21 protein-coding genes are annotated in these 20013 nt (G+C 69.1%); 7 read left to right on the top strand and 14 right to left on the bottom strand.

Features of this window, described 5'->3' with window-relative positions:
• Positions 1–60: 60 nt before the first annotated feature.
• Positions 61–1452 (bottom strand): glycine--tRNA ligase, encoded by a 1392-nt coding sequence (locus B9C99_RS05745; RefSeq protein WP_006554466.1) that lies wholly within the window; start codon positions 1450–1452, stop codon positions 61–63.
• A gap of 233 nt (positions 1453–1685) precedes the next feature.
• Here B9C99_RS05745 and B9C99_RS05740 point away from each other — a divergent pair, with 233 nt between their 5' ends.
• Together B9C99_RS05740 and B9C99_RS05735 are read left to right on the top strand one after the other, a co-directional pair.
• Positions 1686–2012, top strand: a complete 327-nt coding sequence (locus tag B9C99_RS05740; RefSeq protein WP_232622087.1) for a helix-turn-helix transcriptional regulator — start codon at positions 1686–1688, stop codon at positions 2010–2012.
• Positions 2009–2425 carry a Fur family transcriptional regulator gene (locus B9C99_RS05735; protein WP_088897226.1) on the top strand — a complete coding sequence of 139 codons (417 nt, stop codon included), beginning with the start codon at positions 2009–2011 and terminating at the stop codon, positions 2423–2425. Before B9C99_RS05740 ends, B9C99_RS05735 begins: the two co-directional genes overlap by 4 nt.
• Before the next feature lie 40 nt (positions 2426–2465).
• Here the strand turns inward: B9C99_RS05735 and B9C99_RS05730 are convergent, their stop codons facing one another.
• Genes B9C99_RS05730 through recO form a run of 4 tightly spaced genes read right to left on the bottom strand, consistent with a single transcriptional unit; the run spans position 2466 to position 5035 of the window.
• Positions 2466–3023: a hypothetical protein gene (locus B9C99_RS05730; RefSeq protein ID WP_088897225.1), complete on the bottom strand. Its 558-nt coding sequence runs from the start codon at positions 3021–3023 to the stop codon at positions 2466–2468.
• Positions 3020–3445: a hypothetical protein gene (locus tag B9C99_RS05725; protein ID WP_016691345.1), complete on the bottom strand. Its 426-nt coding sequence runs from the start codon at positions 3443–3445 to the stop codon at positions 3020–3022. The genes B9C99_RS05730 and B9C99_RS05725 overlap by 4 nt, the downstream gene beginning before the upstream one ends.
• On the bottom strand, positions 3442–4248 hold the full coding sequence (locus B9C99_RS05720) for an isoprenyl transferase (RefSeq protein ID WP_051032947.1): 807 nt from the start codon (positions 4246–4248) through the stop codon (positions 3442–3444). The genes B9C99_RS05725 and B9C99_RS05720 overlap by 4 nt, the downstream gene beginning before the upstream one ends.
• Complete coding sequence (recO, locus tag B9C99_RS05715; protein ID WP_088897224.1) at positions 4205–5035, bottom strand: DNA repair protein RecO; 831 nt, start codon at positions 5033–5035, stop codon at positions 4205–4207. Before recO ends, B9C99_RS05720 begins: the two co-directional genes overlap by 44 nt.
• A gap of 103 nt (positions 5036–5138) precedes the next feature.
• Here recO and B9C99_RS05710 point away from each other — a divergent pair, with 103 nt between their 5' ends.
• From B9C99_RS05710 to B9C99_RS05695, 4 genes are all read left to right on the top strand, one after another.
• Entirely contained in the window at positions 5139–6548 is a 1410-nt protein-coding gene (locus B9C99_RS05710) for an amidase (protein ID WP_088897223.1), read from the top strand.
• On the top strand, positions 6539–7114 hold the full coding sequence (locus tag B9C99_RS05705) for a TetR/AcrR family transcriptional regulator (RefSeq protein ID WP_088897291.1): 576 nt from the start codon (positions 6539–6541) through the stop codon (positions 7112–7114). The genes B9C99_RS05710 and B9C99_RS05705 overlap by 10 nt, the downstream gene beginning before the upstream one ends.
• Before the next feature lie 259 nt (positions 7115–7373).
• On the top strand, positions 7374–8885 hold the full coding sequence (locus tag B9C99_RS05700; protein ID WP_088897222.1) for a permease: 1512 nt from the start codon (positions 7374–7376) through the stop codon (positions 8883–8885).
• Positions 8882–9574: a cysteine hydrolase family protein gene (locus B9C99_RS05695; RefSeq protein ID WP_088897221.1), complete on the top strand. Its 693-nt coding sequence runs from the start codon at positions 8882–8884 to the stop codon at positions 9572–9574. Before B9C99_RS05700 ends, B9C99_RS05695 begins: the two co-directional genes overlap by 4 nt.
• Positions 9575–9584: 10 nt before the next feature.
• Here B9C99_RS05695 and era read toward each other — a convergent pair whose 3' ends face one another.
• From era to B9C99_RS05670, 5 genes are all read right to left on the bottom strand, one after another.
• A complete protein-coding gene (gene era / locus B9C99_RS05690) occupies positions 9585–10502 on the bottom strand; it encodes a GTPase Era (protein WP_024101353.1) in 918 nt (305 codons plus the stop codon).
• Complete coding sequence (locus tag B9C99_RS05685; RefSeq protein ID WP_088897220.1) at positions 10499–11815, bottom strand: hemolysin family protein; 1317 nt, start codon at positions 11813–11815, stop codon at positions 10499–10501. The genes era and B9C99_RS05685 overlap by 4 nt, the downstream gene beginning before the upstream one ends.
• A gap of 58 nt (positions 11816–11873) precedes the next feature.
• On the bottom strand, positions 11874–12416 hold the full coding sequence (gene ybeY / locus B9C99_RS05680) for an rRNA maturation RNase YbeY (protein ID WP_006554478.1): 543 nt from the start codon (positions 12414–12416) through the stop codon (positions 11874–11876).
• A 49-nt stretch (positions 12417–12465) separates the two neighbouring features.
• The gene (locus B9C99_RS05675; RefSeq protein WP_016691337.1) at positions 12466–13527 is read right to left on the bottom strand and encodes a PhoH family protein; all 1062 of its coding nucleotides are present in this window, start codon (positions 13525–13527) and stop codon (positions 12466–12468) included.
• 102 nt (positions 13528–13629) lie between these two features.
• On the bottom strand, positions 13630–14232 hold the full coding sequence (locus tag B9C99_RS05670; RefSeq protein WP_172414873.1) for a TetR/AcrR family transcriptional regulator: 603 nt from the start codon (positions 14230–14232) through the stop codon (positions 13630–13632).
• A 181-nt stretch (positions 14233–14413) separates the two neighbouring features.
• Between B9C99_RS05670 and B9C99_RS05665 the strand changes: the two genes are divergently transcribed.
• Complete coding sequence (locus B9C99_RS05665; protein ID WP_088897218.1) at positions 14414–16027, top strand: MFS transporter; 1614 nt, start codon at positions 14414–14416, stop codon at positions 16025–16027.
• Here the strand turns inward: B9C99_RS05665 and B9C99_RS05660 are convergent.
• The 4 genes from B9C99_RS05660 to hrcA form a co-directional block, all read right to left on the bottom strand.
• Positions 15971–16783 carry a S9 family peptidase gene (locus B9C99_RS05660; protein ID WP_088897217.1) on the bottom strand — a complete coding sequence of 271 codons (813 nt, stop codon included), beginning with the start codon at positions 16781–16783 and terminating at the stop codon, positions 15971–15973. The two genes, B9C99_RS05665 and B9C99_RS05660, sit on opposite strands and share 57 nt — an antisense overlap.
• A gap of 76 nt (positions 16784–16859) precedes the next feature.
• Positions 16860–17618, bottom strand: a complete 759-nt coding sequence (locus tag B9C99_RS05655; protein ID WP_088897216.1) for a 16S rRNA (uracil(1498)-N(3))-methyltransferase — start codon at positions 17616–17618, stop codon at positions 16860–16862.
• Positions 17619–17627: 9 nt separating this feature from the next.
• Complete coding sequence (dnaJ, locus tag B9C99_RS05650) at positions 17628–18779, bottom strand: molecular chaperone DnaJ (protein WP_088897215.1); 1152 nt, start codon at positions 18777–18779, stop codon at positions 17628–17630.
• A 48-nt stretch (positions 18780–18827) separates the two neighbouring features.
• Positions 18828–19871 carry a heat-inducible transcriptional repressor HrcA gene (gene hrcA / locus B9C99_RS05645; protein ID WP_088897214.1) on the bottom strand — a complete coding sequence of 348 codons (1044 nt, stop codon included), beginning with the start codon at positions 19869–19871 and terminating at the stop codon, positions 18828–18830.
• Positions 19872–20013 lie beyond the last annotated feature (142 nt).

Genomic DNA, 20013 nt, shown 5'->3' with positions numbered 1-20013 from the left:
GAAGTGACAGATGCCCTCCGGTCCGTCGGGACCGGAGGGCATCTGCGTCTCTCGGGTCGGTCAGCAGCCGATCAGGCGCTGCGCGAGGTAACCCTCGACCTGGTCGAGGCTCACGCGCTCCTGCGCCATGGTGTCGCGCTCACGGATCGTGACGGCCTGGTCCTCGAGGGTGTCGAAGTCGACCGTGATGCAGAACGGGGTGCCGATCTCGTCCTGGCGACGGTAGCGGCGGCCGATGGCGCCGGCGTCGTCGAACTCGATGTTCCAGTTCTGGCGCAGCTTCGCAGCGAGGTCCTTGGCCTTCGGGCTCAGGTCGGCGTTGCGGCTGAGCGGCAGCACGGCGGCCTTGACCGGCGCGAGGCGACGGTCGAGGCGCAGCACGGTGCGCTTGTCGACACCGCCCTTGGCGTTGGGCGCCTCGTCCTCGGTGTAGGCGTCGACGAGGAAGGCCATGAGCGAACGGGTCAGGCCGGCCGCCGGCTCGATGACGTACGGCGTGTAGCGCTCGTTGGTGGCCTGATCGAAGAAGCTCAGGTCGGTGCCGGAGTGCTTCGAGTGCGTCGACAGGTCGAAGTCGGTGCGGTTCGCGACGCCCTCGAGCTCACCCCACTCGCTGCCCTGGAAGTGGAAGCGGTACTCGATGTCGACGGTGCGCTTCGAGTAGTGCGACAGCTTCTCGAGCGGGTGCTCGTACAGGCGCAGGTTGTCCTTGTTGATGCCCAGATCGGTGTACCAGTTCATCCGGTAGTCGATCCAGTACTGGTGCCACTGCTCGTCCTCGCCGGGCTTGACGAAGAACTCCATCTCCATCTGCTCGAACTCGCGGGTGCGGAAGATGAAGTTGCCAGGGGTGATCTCGTTGCGGAAGCTCTTGCCGATCTGGCCGATGCCGAAGGGGGGCTTCTTGCGCGAGGTGGTGAGCACGTTCGCGAAGTTCACGAAGATGCCCTGCGCCGTCTCGGGGCGCAGGTAGTGCAGGCCTTCCTCGCTCTCGATCGGGCCGAGGAAGGTCTTGAGCATCATGTTGAAGTCGCGGGGTTCGGTCCACTGGCCCTTGGTGCCGCAGTCCGGGCAGACGATCTCGGTCATCGGCACGGCATCGGGGTCGTCGAGCTTGTTCTTCTCGGCGTAGGCCTCCTGCAGGTGGTCCTGCCGGTGGCGCTTGTGACAGCTCAGGCACTCGACGAGCGGGTCGTTGAAGACACCGACGTGGCCGGAGGCGACCCAGACCTGACGCGGCAGGATCACCGACGAGTCGAGGCCGACGACGTCCTCGCGGCTGGTGACCATGTTGCGCCACCACTGCTTCTTGATGTTGTCCTTGAGCTCCACGCCGAGCGGCCCGTAATCCCAGGCGGACCTGGTGCCGCCGTAGATCTCACCGCAGGGATAGACCAGGCCCCGGCGCTTGGCGAGGTTGGCGACGGTATCGATCTTGGATTTGGGTGCCACTCGGTTTCTCCATCTTCGATGCGGGTTTTCGCAGCATGCGTCGATCTGTAAGCCTATCGCTCCTCGTTCGCAGCTCGAATTCGCGCCGGTTGACATGCACAACCGTGCATATCAAAATGGAATCGATTTGCAATAAGGCCCGCCGACCGGCGGCCGTCCCCGCCCCGAGGAGCCCCGTGAGCATCGACGCCGATCCACGTGAGTGCAGCACGGGCGAGCGCGCCCGCGGACCGATCGGAAGCGACGCCCTGCCGTCCCCGGTCGACGTCTCCCCCGCCACCCTCATCGCGGCCGGTGAGCTGCTGCGCGCGCTGTCGGCGCCCGTCCGCATCTCGATCGTGCTCGAACTGCGCGAGTCGGCCCGCTGCGTGCACGAACTCGTCGGCGCCCTCGGCGTCACCCAGCCGCTCATCAGCCAGCATCTCCGCGTGCTCAAGACCGCCGGCGTGGTGCGCGGCGAACGCTCGGGGCGCGAAGTGCTCTACCACCTGGCCGACGACCACCTCGCCCGCATCGTCGTCGACGCCGTCGCTCACGCCCAGGAAGGACGATCGCAGTGACCTCCGCCCGCAAACCTCTCGTGGGGGTCCGCTCGACCCGTCAACGCAGCGCCATCGTCGACCTGCTCGACAACACCGAGGAGTTCCGGTCCGCCCAGGACCTGCACGACGAGCTGCGCAAGCGCGGCGAGGGCATCGGCCTGACCACCGTCTACCGCACCCTGCAGTCGCTCGCCGAGGTCGGCAGCGTCGACGTGCTGCGCACCGACAGCGGCGAATCGCTGTTCCGGCGGTGCTCCTCCGGGCACCACCACCATCTCGTGTGCCGCCACTGCGGCTTCACGGTCGAGGTGGACGGCCCGGAGGTCGAACGCTGGTCGCACGAGGTGGCCGAGTCGAACGGCTTCGTCGACGTCAGCCACACCGTCGAGATCTTCGGCAACTGCCGCGACTGCGCCCTCGCTCAGGCCTGAAGCGAGGGCCGTCGGCCGTCAGTCGCAATCACCGCGGCGATCAGCCGCAATCGCAGTCACCACAGCCGCAACCGTCGACGAGCAGGTTCTCGTCGTCGTCCTCGGCCTCACCGTCGAAGACCGACGCTTCGCCGCCGAGACGCTGCGCCAGCGCGCGTGCCTGCTCGACGACCGGCACGAGCGATGCGACGGCCCGCACGAGATGGATCGGGACCAGCGGCGACGCTGCGACCCGCAGCTCGACGGTGACCCGGTCCTTGTCGAGGACGAACTTGACCTCGGGGAACTCGACCTGCAGGTCGCCGAGGACCTCGGCGGCCCGGGTGCGGCCCGTGATGCCCTCGACCAGGTAGGTGGTGAGCAGCACGAAGCCGCCCTCGGCGTCGACGGTCGCGTAGGTGAGCACGTCGTCGATCCAGATCGGGATCTCGCCGTCCTCGTCGGGCTCGGGCGCTTCCTCGAGGATCTCGGACAGCGTCTCGACCACGGCAGCGGTCAGTGCGTCGTCGTCCTCGGTGGGGATCGCGACGGCGTGCGCCCCGTCGGCGGCGACGACCTCCTCGGTGGTGGTCTCGACGTCGGCGTCGGTGGTGGTCACGAATTCTCCTTGGGGTCGGGGGTGCCGGCGACGGCACCGCGCGCGTCGGCGGCACCGTCGAGCACGAGCAACAGCATGGTGGTCAGCGCCGTGTCGTCGAGACCGGTCGCGGGGAACGAGTACCGCAGCACGACATCGGCGTCGGTCTCGCGTTCGATGAGGTGGACCGAGCCGAACTGCAGGGCGTCGGCGGCGGCCGCGACCCGACCGCGCACGGCGTCGTCGAGCGGAAGATCCCACGCGAGCACTCCGGTGACGGAGACCACGTCGAGTCCTTCGGTGAGCGTGACGACCTGCAGGGCGAACGGCACGGCGCCGTAGTCGAATCCGAACGAGCCGTCGCCGTTCGCGGCGGACGACGGGGTGCGGACGTCGACGAAGGGCGTCAGCGCACCTGCGATCCGCTCACGCAGCGACGTCACTTCACACCACCGAACCGCCGGTCGCGCGAGGCGTATTCGACGCACGCCGCCCACAGATCGCGCCGGTCGAAATCGGGGAACATCGTGTCCTGGAAGACGAGTTCGGCGTAGGCCGACTGCCACAGCAGGAAGTTCGAGGTGCGCTGCTCGCCCGAGGGCCGCAGGAACAGGTCGACGTCGGGCATGTCGGGCTCGTCGAGATACCGCGCGATCGTCGACTCGGTGATGCGTTCGGGATCGAGTTCTCCTGCCGCGACCCGGCGGGCGATCTCCCGTGCGGCGTCGGCGATCTCGGCGCGACCGCCGTAGTTGACGCACATCGTGAGGGTCATGACGTCGTTGTCCTTCGTCAGTTCCTCGGCGATCTCGAGTTCCTTGATCACGCTGCGCCACAGGCGGGGACGGCGACCGGCCCACCGGACGCGCACACCCATCTCGTGCATCTCGTCGCGGCGGCGGCGGATCACGTCGCGGTTGAAGCCCATGAGGAAGCGGACCTCGTCGGGGCTGCGCTTCCAGTTCTCGGTGGAGAAGGCGTAGGCCGAGAGCCACTTGACGCCCATCTCGATGCATCCGCACACCGTGTCCATCAGCACGGCCTCGCCGCGTTCGTGGCCGGCGGTGCGCGGCAGACCGCGCTCCTGCGCCCAGCGACCGTTGCCGTCCATCACGAGCGCCACGTGCTGGGGAATCAGCTCGGGTTGCAGTACGGGAGGTCGCGCGCCCGACGGATGCGGGTCGGGCGGCCGGATCACCCGCTCAGGCGATGGGGGCGTGGTACGTCGTCGAATCACGGTCCCCATCCTGCCGGACACCGCGGGCGACGTCATCAACCCGGTTCCCCGTCGCAGGTTCGGTACGACCGCGCTCGACGAGGGGCAGCGAGCGCAGTTGCCGTTCGAGATGCCACTGCAGGTGCGCGGCGACGAGGCCGCTGGCCTGGCGGCGCACCGGCGTGTCGGCGGCCTCGGTGTCGGCCCAGCGTCCGTGGTTGAGCGCGTCGAGCAGCGCCAACACGCCCGGGGCGGGGGTGGCCGCCCCCGGCGGGCGGCAGTGCACGCACACCGCACCTCCGGCAGCGACGTGGAAGGCGGTGTGCGGGCCGGGACGGTCGCAGCGCGCGCAGTGGGTGATCGCCGGCGCCCATCCCGCGTAGGCCATGGCCCGCAGCAGATAGGCGTCGAGCACGAGTTCGGGCGGCCGGGTGCGGTCGCACACCGCGCGGAGGGCTCCGACAGTGAGCGCGTGCAGGCGCGGCACGGGCGCGCGTTCCTCACCGGCGAGGCGTTCGGCGGTCTCGAGGATCGCGCACGCGGTGGTGTAGCGGGGGTAGTCGTCGACGATGCCCACCGCAAAGGCGTCGAGGGTCTGCACCTGGGTGATGACGTCGAGACTGCGGCCCGGGTGGAGCTGGACGTCGATGTGGGCGAACGGTTCGAGCCGTGCGCCGAACTTCGAGCGCGTCCGGCGCACGCCCTTCGCGACGGCCCGCACGAGTCCGTGCCGGCGCGTCAGCAGGGTGACGATGCGGTCGGCCTCGCCCAGCTTGTGCTGGCGCAGCACCACCGCGTTGTCCCGATAAAGCCTCACTCCCCGAGTCTGTCATGTCGCGGTGACACGGGACGACCCGCGAAGGGACTCGACACCCAGAACTGGAACGCGTTATTGTTCGTTCGAACGAACGGGGGAACGAATGGACGCTCGAACCGACCTGCGCGACCTGAAGGCGACCGTCGAGGCGCTCGACCGCGGCGAGACCACCTCCACGGATCTCGTCCGTGCGAGCCTCGACCGGATCGACGAGTCGCAACCGCACCTGAACGCCTTCCGCGTCGTGCGCCGCACGGCCGCACTCGACGAGGCCCGCGAGGCCGACCGGCGCCGCGCGAACGGCGAGCGTCTCCCCCTGCTGGGCGTCCCCATCGCGATCAAGGACGACACCGACATCGTCGGCGAGACGACGATGTTCGGCTGCGCCGGCACCTTCACCCCGAAGGACACCGACGCCGAGGTCGTGCGCCGTCTACGAGCCGCCGGCGCGGTGATCGTCGGCAAGACGCACTCCCCCGAACTCGGCCAGTGGCCGCTCACCGGCGGCGACGCCTTCGGGCACACCCGCAGCGCGTGGTCGCGCGACCACACCCCCGGCGGCTCGTCGGGTGGCAGTGCCGCGGCGGTCGCTGCGGGCCTCGTGCCGGCCGCCCTGGGATCCGACGGCGCCGGATCGGTCCGCATCCCCGCCTCGTGGTCCAATCTCGTCGGCATCAAGCCGCAACGCGGCCGGATCTCCATGTGGCCCGACGCCGAATCCTTCAACGGACTCACCACACACGGCCCGCTCGCCCGCACGGTCGCCGACGCGGCCCTGCTCCTCGACGTCGTGTCCGGAAACCACCCCGGCGACCGGCACAGGTGCGCGCCGCTCACCGTCTCCGACGCTGTGGGACGAGATCCCGGCAGGCTGAACATCGCTCTGTCGCTGAAGATTCCGTTCACCGCGACACCCACCCGCCTCGACGCCCGCGTCCGCACCCGTATCGCCGCACTCGCCGCCGTGCTGCGCGATCTCGGCCACGAGGTGACCCTCGCCGACCCCGACTACGGAACGACGTTCGGCCTCGCCTTCCTCCCGCGATCCATGGCCGGTATCGCGGACTGGCTGTACCGCCTGCCCGACCCGTCCCTCGCCGACGTCCGCACCCGCGCCAACGCCCGCACCGGCCGGTACCTGCACGGCTATCCGTTGCGGGCGGCGCGCGCGATCGAACCGCGCCTGCACCGTCGGGTCGGCCGCATCTTCGACCGGTTCGACGTCGTGCTCGCCCCCACCACCGCCACCCCGCCGCTACCGGTGACGGCGATCGACGGCATCGGCGGCTGGGCGACCGACAAGGTCATCACCGGTGCATGCCCCTACGCGTGGCCGTGGAACGTGCTGGGCTGGCCCGCGATCAACGTCCCCGCGGGATTCACCGACGAGCGACTTCCGGTGGGAGCCCAGCTGCTCGGCCCGGAGAACTCCGAACCGCTGCTGGTGTCCCTCGCCTCCCAACTCGAGTCGGTGCTGCGCTGGCACGAACACACCCCGGAGCACTGGTGGTGACCACACGCGACGACGCCCGCTCGCGGATCGTCCACGCCACCCTGCATCTCGTCGGCACAGACGGGGTCGCCGGAGTGACCAACCGGCGCATCGCAGCGCGCGCCGAGGTCTCGCTCGGGTCGATCACCTACCACTTCCCCACCCAGGCCGACCTGCTGCGCGCCGCGCTCGAGTTCTTCGTCGACGAGGAGACCGAGCGGCTGCGAGAACTCGCCGAGCAGTATCGATCCCGCGCCCTGTCGCTGACCGAGGCCGCCGAGCTCACCGAACGCGTCGCCCACGACCTGACCTTCACGGCCGAACGCATCGCCCCCTTCGAGCTGTACGTGCAGGCGGGGCGCGACGAGGAACTGCGGCGGGTCGCCGAACGCTGCTGGCGTGCCTACGACGCGTTGACCGCCTCGATCCTCTCCGCCCTGGGGGTGCCGGAACCGGAGACGATCGCCCCGACGGTCGTCGCGACCATCACCGGGTTGCAACTGCGCCGCCTGTCGACGGGTACGGAACCGGATCTGCCGGAGGCCGTTCTGCTGTTGCTGCACGGCGCGGCGGCCACGCGTCACTGAGTTCCGCTCGGTCGCCCGCCCGGCGTGACGATGCGTTCACATCCGCGTCCCCGACGAAACACCACCGTCACGAATTGTGCACTGTGCACAGTTCTTTCCTGTCCCGAGTGGTCTGTCGGCCGATTGCCGAGACCTGTCCGACTCTTCAAGATCGACATGTTCCGGCCGCCGACGGCGGTGCCGCCCATCGATGTCGCGGCGCCCTTCGATCCGTCCACGGTCGTCACCCGCCGCATGTTCACACGTCGAGGAGTCTCCCGTGACCGTCGCGCACATCGTCTTCCTGCTCGGACTGGTCGGCCTGATCGTCGCCATGGCCCTGCGCAAGAACGTCCTGATCCCGGCCGTCGTCGCCACTTTCGCCACCGCCCTCGCCTACGACGGCAACGTCGCCTCCGCCGTCATGGCGGTCTTCCGCGCCACCCTCACCGCCGGCGGAGCGCTCTTCGAGATCTTCGTCGTCATCGCCGCCGTGACATCGATGCTTGCGGCGATGCGCACCATCGGCGCCGACGAACTCATGGTGCGCCCCTTCGGCCGCTGGATGATCAACGGCCGCGTCGCCTATGTCGTGCTGTTCGTCGTCACCTACCTGTTGTCGCTGTTCTTCTGGCCCACACCCGCTCTCGCACTCATCGGTGCCGTGCTGCTCCCGGCGGCGATCAAGGCCGGGCTGCCGCCGCTCGGCGCCGCGCTCGCCCTCGCGATCTCCGGGCAGGGCATGGCACTCGCCTCCGACTACGTCATCGGTCTCGCACCGTCGATCTCGGCGAGCGGCGCAGGTGTGCCGGCCGACGACATCGCCGACTGCGCACTGGTGTTGTCCCTCATCGTGGGTCTGACCGCGGCCGTGCTCGCGTGGTTCCTCACCATCCGCAAGGAGATCGTGCGCCACTCCGCGGGTCTCGTGTCTGCGACGGACGATCCGGGCACGGGTGGCTCCGTCTCCGGACGTCCGGCACTGCACCCGAACGGGGACCTCCCGACCCCCGAGAACGATCACACCGCACCGGTGGGCACCGTGGCCGACATCGACCTGCCCGGAACTCTCACACCGGTCCTCACGCGCCCCACCCGGGCACGCGCCTGGGCGATCGGGGTTCCCGCGACCTTCGGTCTGGTACTCGTCTACATGATGCTGGGGCGCTTCACCGATCTCGTGCCGTGGTCGGACGGCGCCGGCGCCTCGCTCGTCGGCGGCACCGCACTGGTCCTCATGGCCGCCGTGACCCTGACGACGCGCCCGGCCGACGCCCTCGAACACTGCGCCACCCATTTCGTCGACGGCCTGGTGTATGCGTTCAAGGCCATGGGAATCATCCTGCCGGTGGCCGGATTCGTGTACCTCGGCATCCCCGACTACTCCGGTTCGATCCTCGGACTCGAGGACGGCACCGGACCGGCCTTCCTGTTCGACACCGTCGAGAGCATCCAGACCTACATCCCCGACAACGGCCTCTTCGCCGCGTTCAGCATGCTCCTCATCGGCATGCTCATCGGCCTGGACGGCTCCGGCTGGGCAGGTCTGCCACTCACCGGTGGTATCGCCGCCGCGCTCGCCCCGCAGGCCGGTATGGACACCGCGACGCTCGCTGCCCTCGCGCAGAACGCCGCGACCTGGACCGGCGGCGGCACCCTCGTCATCTGGTCGTCGCTGATCGTGGTCGCGGGCTTCTGCCGTGTCCCGGTCGGAGATCTCGTGCGACGACTCGCGATCCCGGTGGTGAGCGGACTGCTCGTCGCCGCCGTCGCCGCGGTGGTGATCTGGTGACCACCGCATCCGTACCGAACACCTTCGAGGAGAGGATCCCCGTGGACGAATCCGGTTTCCGCTACGACCCGCGACGCTGCGCCCTGGTCGTCGTCGACATGCAGAACGACTTCTGTTCCCCCGAGGGCGCTCTCGCCGGCTGCGGCTTCGATGTCTCCGCCGCCGTCGCCATGACACCGCGGCTGGCGGAACTGATCGACCGCGCCCGCCGCAGGGACGTGCCCGTCGTGTGGGTTCGCACGGAGCACAACGAGACCACGGACACGCCGCAGTGGCTGGGCCGCGTCGGCACCGGTCCCGGCACCGCGCGGACCGGTCTGACCTGCCGGCCCGGTACTCCCGGGGCGGACTTCTACGGGGTTCGTCCGGAGGCGGGAGAACCGGTGATCGTCAAACATCGCTTCAGCGCGTTCGTCGGCACCGACCTCGACAGCGTCCTGCGGGCACGGGGTATCGAATCGTTGTTGTTCACCGGTGTCGCCACCGAGATCTGCGTCGAATCGAGCCTGCGCAGCGGGCTGTTCCACGAATACTGGGTCTCGCTCGTCGAGGACTGCACCGCGTCCTACAGTCCCGCGGCGCACGCCGCCTCGGTCGCGGTGGTCGCGCAGAACTTCGGGACCGTGGTGACCGCAGACGACCTCGCGTCGATGTGGGTCGCCCGGCCGATCACCGCGTCCACCCCGTAGGGGCTCGGCGTCAGAATCCCAGACGGCCCAGCTGTTTGGGATCTCGCTGCCAGTCCTTCGCGACCTTCACGTGCAGGTCGAGGTAGATCTTCACGCCGAGGAGCTTCTCGATCTGGGTGCGTGCGGCGGTGCCCACCTCGCGCAGCCGCGCACCCCCCTTGCCGATGACGATGCCCTTCTGGCTCGGCCGCTCGACGTAGAGCAGGGCGTGCACGTCGAGCATCTCGCCCTGCTTCTCGGTGCGACCCTCACGTTCGGTGATCTCCTCGATCACAACGGCGAGCGAGTGGGGCAGCTCGTCGCCGAGACCTTCGAGGGCGGCCTCGCGGATGAGCTCGGCCATCAGGGTCTCCTCCGGCTCGTCGGTGAGCTCGCCGTCGGGATAGAAGGCCGGTCCGGGCTCCATGTGCGAGACGAGGACGTCGACGAGGACCTCGACCTGCTCACCCGAGGCCGCGGAGACCGGCACGACCTCGCAGTTCTCGCCGAGGAGTTTCGACACGGCGAGCAACTGCGCGGCGACCTGCTGTTTGCCCACCTTGTCGATCTTCGTGACGATGCCGATGACCGGGGTCTTCGGCGCCATGTGGCGCACCTGCTCGAGGATCCAGCGGTCGCCGGGGCCGATCTTCTCGTCGGCGGGGAAGCACATGCCGATCGCGTCGACCTCGGAGTAGGTGTCCTGCACCAGATCGTTCAGCCGCTGGCCGAGCAGGGTGCGCGGGCGGTGCAGTCCCGGGGTGTCCACCAGGATGAGCTGGGCGTTGTCGCGGTGGACGATGCCGCGGATGGTGTGACGGGTGGTCTGCGGGCGCGACGAGGTGATCGCGATCTTGCTGCCGACGAGTGCATTCGTGAGCGTCGACTTCCCGGTGTTGGGCCGGCCGACGAAACAGATGAAGCCGGAACGGAAGTCGGTGTCGGTCATGCATGCTCCTCGGTGGTGGCCGTATCGGTATCGGTGGGTTCTTCTTCGGGTGTGGCGCGCTGCACGAAGACGGTGCTCACACGCACCCGTCCGCGGACGTCCGGTCCGCCCTCGCCGCGGAGCAGCAGGCCGTGGGTCCGTACCTCCGCACCCGGCAGCGGAACTCGGCCGAGTTCGTAACCGAGGAGTCCGCCGACGGTGTCGACCTCGTCGTCCTCGATGTCGATGTCGAACAGTTCGCCGAGGTCCTCGACGGCAAGTCGCGCGGAGACCCGGTAGGTGTCGTCGCCGAGGTCCTCGACGTCGGGGATCTCCCCGGTGTCGTACTCGTCGGCGATCTCACCGACGATCTCCTCGATGACGTCCTCGATCGTCACGAGGCCGGCGATGCCGCCGTATTCGTCGACGAGGACCGCCATGTGGTTGCGGTCGCGCTGCATGTCGGCGAGCAGGTCGTCGAGGCGCTTCGAATCCGGCACGAAGACCGCCGGTCGCATGACGTCGGCGACGGAGACGCTGCGCCCACCGTCGCGGTGGTAGTAGGTCTGCTGGACGAGATCCTTGAGGTAGACGACACCGCGGATGTCGTCGACGTTCTCGCCGATCACCGGGATCCGGGAGTGCCCGCTGCGGACGGCGAGCGAGGTGGCCTGACCGGCTGTCTTGGTCTCCTCGATCCACACCATCTCGGGGCGCGGGACCATGATCTCGCGGGCCGTGGTGTCGCCGAAGTCGAACACCGACTGGATCATCCGGCGTTCCTCGTCGGCCACGACTCCGCTTTCCTGAGCGAGGTCGACCAGTTCGCGCAGCTCGATCTCGTTGGAGAACGGACCGTTCCGGAAACCGCGCCCGGGGGTGACGGCATTGCCGACGCTGATCAGGATCCGGCTGATCGGGCCGAGCAGGACACCGAGTATCCGCAGCGGTCCGGTGGCGGCGAGCGCGATCGGGTACGCGTGCTGGCGTCCGAGCGTGCGCGGACCGACACCGATGACGACGTAGTCGACGATGACCATCACCGCAGCGCCCACGACGAGCGCCCACGTGCGGTCGAGCACGGCGAGCAACGCACCGACGAGCACGACGGTGGCGGTGATCTCGCAGAGGATGCGCAGCAGCACCGTCAGATTGACGTAGCGGGGCCGATCGTCGAGCAGCCCGAGCAACCGGCGAGCACTGGGACGGCCCTCTTTCGCGAGTTCCTCGGCGCGCGCCGCGGATACGGTGTTGAGCGCGGAATCGACGGCGGCGAACAGGCCTCCGAGCACCACCAGGACGACCGCCAGGACGACGAGGGGCACGGTACTCACGCGATCGTCACTCCCTCGATCGGTGTCGTCCGATCACGATGGCTCGTACTGTCGCCGCTCATGATTCGGGGGTGTCGACGAAACCGGCCTTGCCCAGCAACTTCCGGTCGCGGGCGGCGAGACGCGCCTCGTGCTCGGCGCGACGGATCTCCTCGTACCACTCGGCGAGGAGCTGGTTCTGCAGGCCGAACATCTCCTTCTCCTCCTCCGGTTCGGCGTGGTCGTAGCCGAGGAGGTGGAGCATGCCGTGCACGGTGAGCAGGGCGAGTTCGTGGGCGACCGGGTGACCGGCCTTCGCGGCCTGGTCGGCGGCGAACTGCGGACACAGCACGATGTCGCCGAGCATCGACGGTCCCGGTTCGGGAGCGTCGGGACGCCCGCCGGGTTCGAGTTCGTCCATGGGGAACGACATCACGTCGGTGGGGCCGGGCAGGTCCATCCACCGAACGTGCAGATCGGCCATGGTGTCGAGATCCACGAGCACCATCGACAACTCCGCTGCCGGATGCACATCCATCCGGGCGATCACGAAGCGGGCGACGTCGAGGAGTTCCTCCTCCGAGACGTCCATTCCCGATTCGTTCGAGATCTCGATGCTCATGACTGGAGTTCCTTCTGCACGACGGTATTCGGTTGATCTACAAGGGCGTTCATCGACGCTGCACCCGCTGCGCGCGACGCTGGGCGCGGTTGCCGGGGATCCCGTCGCCGTCGCGGGTGGTGGCCTCGAAACGGCTGTAGGCGTCGACGATGTCGGAGACGAGCCGGTGCCGCACGACGTCGCTGCTGTCGAGTCGCGCGATGTGGATGTCGTCGATGCCGTCGAGGATCTCGGTGGCGGCGGCGAGACCCGAACGGGCACCGCCGGGCAGGTCGATCTGCGTGATGTCGCCCGTCACGACGATCTTGGAGCCGAAGCCCAGGCGCGTGAGGAACATCTTCATCTGCTCGGCGGTGGTGTTCTGCGCCTCGTCGAGGATGATGAAGGCATCGTTCAGGGTGCGGCCACGCATGTACGCCAGGGGCGCGACCTCGATGACCCCGGCCTGCATGAGCTTCGGGATCGCCTCGGGATCCATCATGTCGTGCAGCGCGTCGTGCAGCGGCCGCAGATACGGGTCGATCTTCTCGTGCAGGGTGCCCGGCAGGAAGCCGAGCCGCTCCCCCGCCTCGACGGCGGGACGCGTGAGGATGATGCGGTTGACCTGCTTGGTCTGCAGCGCCTGCACGGCCTTCGCCATGGCGAGATAGGTCTTGCCCGTACCGGCCGGTCCGACACCGAAGACGATGGTGTGGGCGTCGATGGCGTCGACGTACCGCTTCTGGTTCAGGGTCTTGGGCCGGATCGTCTTCCCGCGCCGCGACAGGATGTCGAGACTGAGAACGTCGGCCGGCGACTCGGAGAGCCCCTGGGTGAGCATGCCCACGGTGCGACGCACGGCGTCGGGGGCGAGCGATTGTCCGCGACGGACGATGGTGACGAGCTCGGCGAGCGCACGTTCGGCGAGAGCGACGTCGGCGGGCGCTCCGGTCAGCGTGACGGTGTTGCCCCGCACGTGGATGTCCGCCGCCAGGAGGGCTTCGAGGGCGATCAGATTCTCGTCCGCGGCTCCGAGCAGGGGCGCTGCGGCCTCCGAGGGGAGGTCGAGGCTCGATTTGACCGTGGTCGGTTCGAATTCGGCGGGCTCGTGGGGTCGGTCTGGTTCACTCACGTGGACGGTACGTCCTGCTTTCGGTTCGGCTCCTGCACGACGGTCGTCGTGTTCGTGCCAGTCTAGCGCCGGACGGGGCGTACCCTCCCGCAACAGCGAGTTTCAGCGGGGTTCGGTTCCGCCGTCGCCCGAGCCGGCCTCCACGAGCCACCGTCGTGCCTCGGCGAGGATCCCGGGCGCTCGGTCGGGTGAGACCCCGGCGAGCACGAGGTTGCCCAGGACGATGGTGTCGCCGGAATCGTCGACCAGCCCGAGATTGGCCTGCTCGAGGGTGGCCATCGTCAGGCCTTCCATCATCCCCACGAGCACGGGCGCCGGAAGATAGTCGGAGAGCTGGCCCTGCGCGAGGCCGCGTTCGACGTGCCCGAGGACACGCGAGCGCACCGGGGAGACGAGTTCGGCGATGCGCTGTTCTCCCATCTCCTTGCGCGCGAACGAGAGCAGCACGCGGTAGCGGTCGCCGATGGGCCAGGTCCGCAGCGCCACGACCGCGAGCGCGACGGCGGGATCGTCCGGTTCGGGATGGTCGAGAGCCTCGGCGAGCGCGGTCGAGGCATCGTCGACGATCCCCTCGACGAGGGCTTCCCGATTGGGGAAGTGCGCGTAGACGGTGCGCCGGACGACACCCGCGGCCTTGGCGACATCGTCCATGCTCGCGTCGGAGTCGGCCGCAAAGCACATCACCGCAGCGTCGAGTATGCGCATGCGGTTCGCATTGAATCGGGTTCGCGGTCGTGTGACCGGGTTCTCCACGTTCTCGCCCTCTTCCGCCGACTGTGATCTGTCTTTCATTTTAGTTGCACACGGATGTGCAGCTGCGTAACTTGCACACCACCGTGTAGATAGGGGCTCCGGTCCCGGCCCGTGTCGCACCCGAGGAGAGCCCATGGCCACTGCCGTCACCCCCGCAAGAGGGACTGCAGCGAAGGAACCCTACCGGCTGCGCTGGGTAGGACTGACGGTGCTGTGCCTGAGTCTGCTCATCGTTGTGATGGCCAACACCTCGCTCATCGTCGCCGCCCCCGGCATGCTGCGCGACCTGCAGCTCACCAGCGCCGACATGCAGTGGATCATCGACGGCTACACCGTTCCCTACGCCGCGCTGATGCTGTTGTTCGGCGTGCTCGGCGACCGGTACGGGCGACGCCGCGCGTTGCTGGCCGGTCTGGTCGCCTTCGCCGCCGGCGCGGTCTACGGATCGTTCGCCGACAGCGCCGGCGACGTGATCGTCGCGCGCATCGTCATGGGGGTGGGCGCCGCCGTGATCATGCCCGCGACGCTGTCGCTGCTCGTCGCGATGTTCCCCGTGCACGAGCGTGCCCGTGCGATCGCGGCCTGGGCAGCCACGTCCGGACTCGCGATCGCGCTCGGTCCCCTGCTCGCCGGATGGCTCCTCGAATCGAACTCGTGGGGTTCGACCTTCCTCATCAACGTGCCGATCGCGGCGTTCGCGGCGATCGCGGCCCTGATCCTCGTGCCGGCCTCGAAGGCGGACGATCTCACCCGCACCGACTGGGTCGGCGGCGCCCTGTCCGTCGCCGCTCTCGGCGGAATCGTCTACGCGATCATCGAGGGGTTCCACTTCGGTTGGGGCACCGGGGTGATCGCCACCTCGATCGGCTCGGTGATCGCCGCGGTTCTCTTCGTGGTGTGGGAACTTCGCCACCCCCGGCCGCTGCTGGATGTGCGCCGGGTCGCGGACCGGACCGTCGGCGGCGCCTGCCTGTCGGTGCTGCTGCTGTTCCTCGTCGCCTTCGGGGCCATCTACTTCGTCGCGCAGCAGTTCCAGTTCGTGCTCGGTTACGGCCCGCTCGAGACCGGCCTGCGTCTGCTTCCTCTCGCGGTGACGGTCTCGCTCGGTGCGGCGCTGAGCGGCCGGCTCGCACCCCGACTCGGTGCGCGGATCCTCGTGGGCGCGGGCATGGTCGCCGCCGCGGTGGGCATCCTCACCCTGACCGTCACGGACGGCGCCTCCGACTTCACGCCGTTCCTGATCTCGTTGCTGCTGCTGGGCTTGGGCATCGGTCTGGCCACGCCCCCGTCCACCGACCTGATCATGGGCGGTTTCCCCGACTCGGATCTCGGAGCTGCGGGCGGATTGAACGACACCGCAGTGGAATTCGGTGGTTCGCTGGGCATCGCCGTGCTCGGTTCGATCCTCGCGACCACCTATCACCGCGAGATCTCCGGCTTCCTCGACGGATTGCCGCTCGCGGATCTGACGGGCCCGATGGCCGATCAGGCCGCGATGGCGATCGAGGCGGCCGGCGATTCGGTGGGCGGGGCGGCGATCGTCGCGGAGGAACTCGCGGCGAACCCCTTCGCGGCGTCGTACGCACAACCGCTGCTCGACGCGTCGTCCGCAGCGTTCGCCCAAGCGATCTCGTCCGCGAGCCTCGTCGCCGGCATCGTCCTGCTCGTCGGCGCCGCGGCCGTCACCGCGCTACTCCCCCGCGGACTCCACACGCGCACCCGCAGCGAGGCCGAGATCGGCCACTGACCGCGCGGTGAGCAGGTCGAGCGACCGCTCCCAGGCACGGGTGGTCCGGTTCAGGAAGGCGACGTGGTCCTCGCCGTCGAACAGTTCCAGCGACACCGGATCCCCCGCCGCGTCGGCTGCGTCGACGTAACGATGCGCGACACTCACCGGCACCTGCTCGTCGGCGGTGCCGTGCAGCACCGCGACCGGCACACCGATCGGCGGCCGGTGCATCGGTGAGGCCGACCGGTAACGCTCGGGTGCATCCGCGTAGGACGCACCGAAGAGCGCCTCGAACGCCTCCACGCGACGACCACGTTCCCCGGCGGTGACGAGATCGAGCGCACCCGCCTGCGAGACCACGAATTCCGGTCGCACCGACGTGCTCTCACCCGCGAGCCACACAGCCAGCTGGCCTCCCGCCGAATGACCGACGAGGCGCACACGGTCGGGATCGACCTCGACACCGCCACGCTGCGCGTGCGGAACGACCTCGGTGAAGATCGTCTCGTACGCCGCGACCACATCGGCGGACATCTCGTCCCACGCGCCCCCGGCCTCGAGGCGTCGGTACTCGACGTTCCACGCCACCACACCGCGACGCGCGAGTTCCACCGACAGCGCCGTGCCGAGGGTGAGCTGGTAGCGGCCGTGCCACGAACCGCCGTGGACGACCATGACGACGGGAACGGGCCCCATCACCGTCTCGGGGTCGGGCAGGAAGACGTGCCCGAACTGCTGCGAGTGGGTGCCGTAGGCGATCTTCGTACGAGCCAAGAGAAATCCTTCGGTACGTATGGTCGGGACCCGCCAGCGGTCCCTCAGTACATGGTCGGGACCCGCAAGCGGTCCCTCAGTGCAACGGCCTGGTCCGCCACCGGTCGGTCAACACACCGATCGCGCCGAGTGCCACGGCCGCCGCGGTCGAGGTGCGCAGCACCGTGGGACCGAGACCGACGGCCACCGCGCCCGCGTCGACGAGCGCCTCGACCTCCGCGTCGTCGAGTCCGCCTTCGGGACCGACGATCAGCGTCAGCGAATCGGCATCGCGCACCGGCAGATCGGCGAAGGGGATGGTGGCGGATTCGTGGAGCACCGCGACGACCTCGCCGCGCTCGACGGCCGACCGGACCCGGGCGACGACCTCGGGCGTGCGGTGCAACCCGGCGACCGTCGGCACGTGCGCGCGCCGCGACTGCTTCGCCGCGGACGTCGCGACCGCCTGCCACTTGGCAACACCCTTGACCGCTTTGGCATCCCACCGGGCGACGCAGCGCGCCGACTGCCACGGCACGAACTCGTCGGCGCCGGCCTCGGTGGCCAGTTCGACGGCGAGTTCGGACCGATCGGATTTCGGCAGCGCCTGCACGACGGTCACGCTCGGACGCGGCGGGTCGACGACGCGACGACCGAGCACGAGCGCTTCGAGCCGGTCCTTCGCCACCGCCGTGACCTCGACGTCGGCGACTTCACCGGCACCGTCGGACAACACGAGCCGCTCGCCGACCGCGATGCGGCGCACCGTGGCGGCGTGCCGGCCCTCCTTGCCGTCGAGCACGGCCGTCCGCCCCTCGTCGGGCAGCGGATCGAGGTAGAACAGTGTCGCGGCCACCCGACCGACCTAGCGGGCGCTGAACGCGTCGCGCAGGCGCGAGAACAGGCCGCCGGTGTTCTGCGAACCCGTGGTCACGACCTCGACGTGCTCCCGGTCGCTGTGCCGGCGCAAGTCCTCGAGCAGCTTCGTCTGCTTGTGATCGAGCTTGCTCGGCACCACGACCTCGAGATGCGCGTGCAGGTCGCCGCGCGTACCCGAGCGCAGTTTCGGCATGCCGTGGCCGCGCAGCACCGAGATCGAACCGGGCTGGGTACCGGGATCGATGGTGATCTCGGTGGGTCCGTCGAGGATGGTCTCGACCGTCACCTTGGTGCCGAGCGCAGCGTCGACCATGGGCACGCGGATGGTGCAGTGCAGGTCGTCGCCGTCGCGCACGAAGACCTCGTGCTGCTGTTCGAGCACCTCGACGTAGAGATCGCCGGCGGGTCCGCCGCCGGGACCGACCTCGCCCTGGGCAGCAAGGCGGATGCGCATCCCGTTGCCGACACCGGCGGGCACCTTGACGGTGATCTCGCGGCGGGCACGCACGCGGCCGTCGCCGCCGCACTTGCGGCAGGGATCCGGGATCGTCTCGCCGACACCGCGACAGGTGGGGCACGGCCGGGAGGTCATGACCTGGCCGAGGAAGGAACGCTGGACGGACTGGACCTCGCCGGCACCGCCGCAGGTCTCGCAGCGCACGGGCTTCGAGTCGCCGTGGGTGCCGGAACCGGTGCACGCGTCGCACAGGATCGCGGTGTCGACCGTGACCGTCTTGGTGACGCCGCGAGCGCATTCCTCGAGGGTCAGGCGGGTGCGGAGCAGCGAGTCGGCGCCGGGCTGGACGCGGCCGCGCGGACCGCGGGAACCGCCGGCGCCGCCACCGAAGAACGCCTCGAAGACGTCGCCGAGGCCGCCACCGAAGCCGGCACCGCCGAAGCCGCCTGCACCGCCGCCACCGGGTTCGAGCGGGTCGCCGCCGAGGTCGACGATGCGTCGCTTCTCGGGATCCGACAGCACCTCGTAGGCGGCCGAGATCTCCTGGAAACGCTTCTGCGCCGACTCGTCGGGGTTCACATCCGGGTGGTGCTCGCGCGCCAACTTGCGGTACGCCCGTTTGATCTCCTGGTCGGTCGCGTTCTTGGACACGCCGAGCGTCCCGTAGTAGTCCCGTGCCACGTTTGGTTCTCGTCCTTACGTCGTTCTACAGAGCAAAATGGACGGTGCTCAGCGTTCGCCGAGCACCTCACCGATATATCTCGCAACGGTGGCGACCGATGCGATGGTTCCCGGATAGTCCATCCGGGTGGGGCCGAGCACCCCCAGACCACCGAAGACCGTACCCGCGGCCCCGTAACCGGTGGACACGACCGAGGTGGTGCGCATCTCCTCGAACTGGGTCTCCTCACCGATGCGGACGGTGACCCGGCCGGCGTCCTGGCTGGACGCGAGCAGTTTGAGCACCACGACCTGCTCCTCGAGGGCTTCGAGGACCGTGCGCAACGAACCCGGCACTATCCCGTGGCCGTCGAAGTCGGCGGCGTTACGGGTGAGATTGGCGGTGCCTCCGAGCACGAGACGCTCCTCGGGGTGCTCGACGAGGGTCTCCACCAGCACGGTGGTGCACCGGATGAGCGCGTCGCGCAGATCGTCCGGTGCGTTGTCGGCGAGCTCGGTGACCGCGACGGAAGCCGCGGCGAGCCGCTTGCCCGTCAATGCCCCACCGAGCAGCTCACGCAGCCGCGACAGGCCGTCCTCGTCGATCACGTCGCCGAGTTCGACGATGCGCTGATCGACGCGGCCCGAGTCGGTGATGAGCACGAGCAGCAGCCGCGCCGGCGTCAGCCCGACCACCTCGAGATGTCGCACGGACGACGCCGAGAGCGTCGGGTACTGCACGACCGCGACCTGGCGGGTGAGCTGCGCGAGCAACCGCACCGCGCGGCGCAGCACGTCGTCCAGGTCGACGCCCGATTCGAGGAACTGCAGGATCGCGCGGCGCTCGGCCGACGAGAGCGGTTTGACCTCCGCGATCCTGTCGACGAACTGGCGGTAGCCCTTGTCGGTGGGCACGCGTCCCGAGCTCGTGTGGGTCTGTGTGATGTATCCCTCTGCTTCGAGCACAGCCATGTCGTTACGGACCGTGGCGCTGGACACACCGAGGTTGTGCCGGTCGACGAGAGTCTTGGAGCCGATCGGCTCCTTGGTGGACACGTAATCCGCCACGATGGCGCGCAAGACCTTGAATCTCCGCTCCTCGGTACTCGACAACCCGCCACCTCCGTTTCCGCCGCCTGCAGGACTGCACCTCTCGGGGCCGTACCCTGCCAGTCTAATCGCGCGACGACCTCGAAGGTGTCGGGCACGTGTGCGACACCACCCCGAACCGGAGGCGACGCCGTCGGCGCGTCCC

Source organism: Rhodococcus sp. BUPNP1 (assembly GCF_002215235.1).
GTDB lineage: Bacteria > Actinomycetota > Actinomycetes > Mycobacteriales > Mycobacteriaceae > Rhodococcus.
Note: the sequence above shows the minus strand (reverse complement) of the source record. Positions and strands in the feature narration are given on the sequence as shown.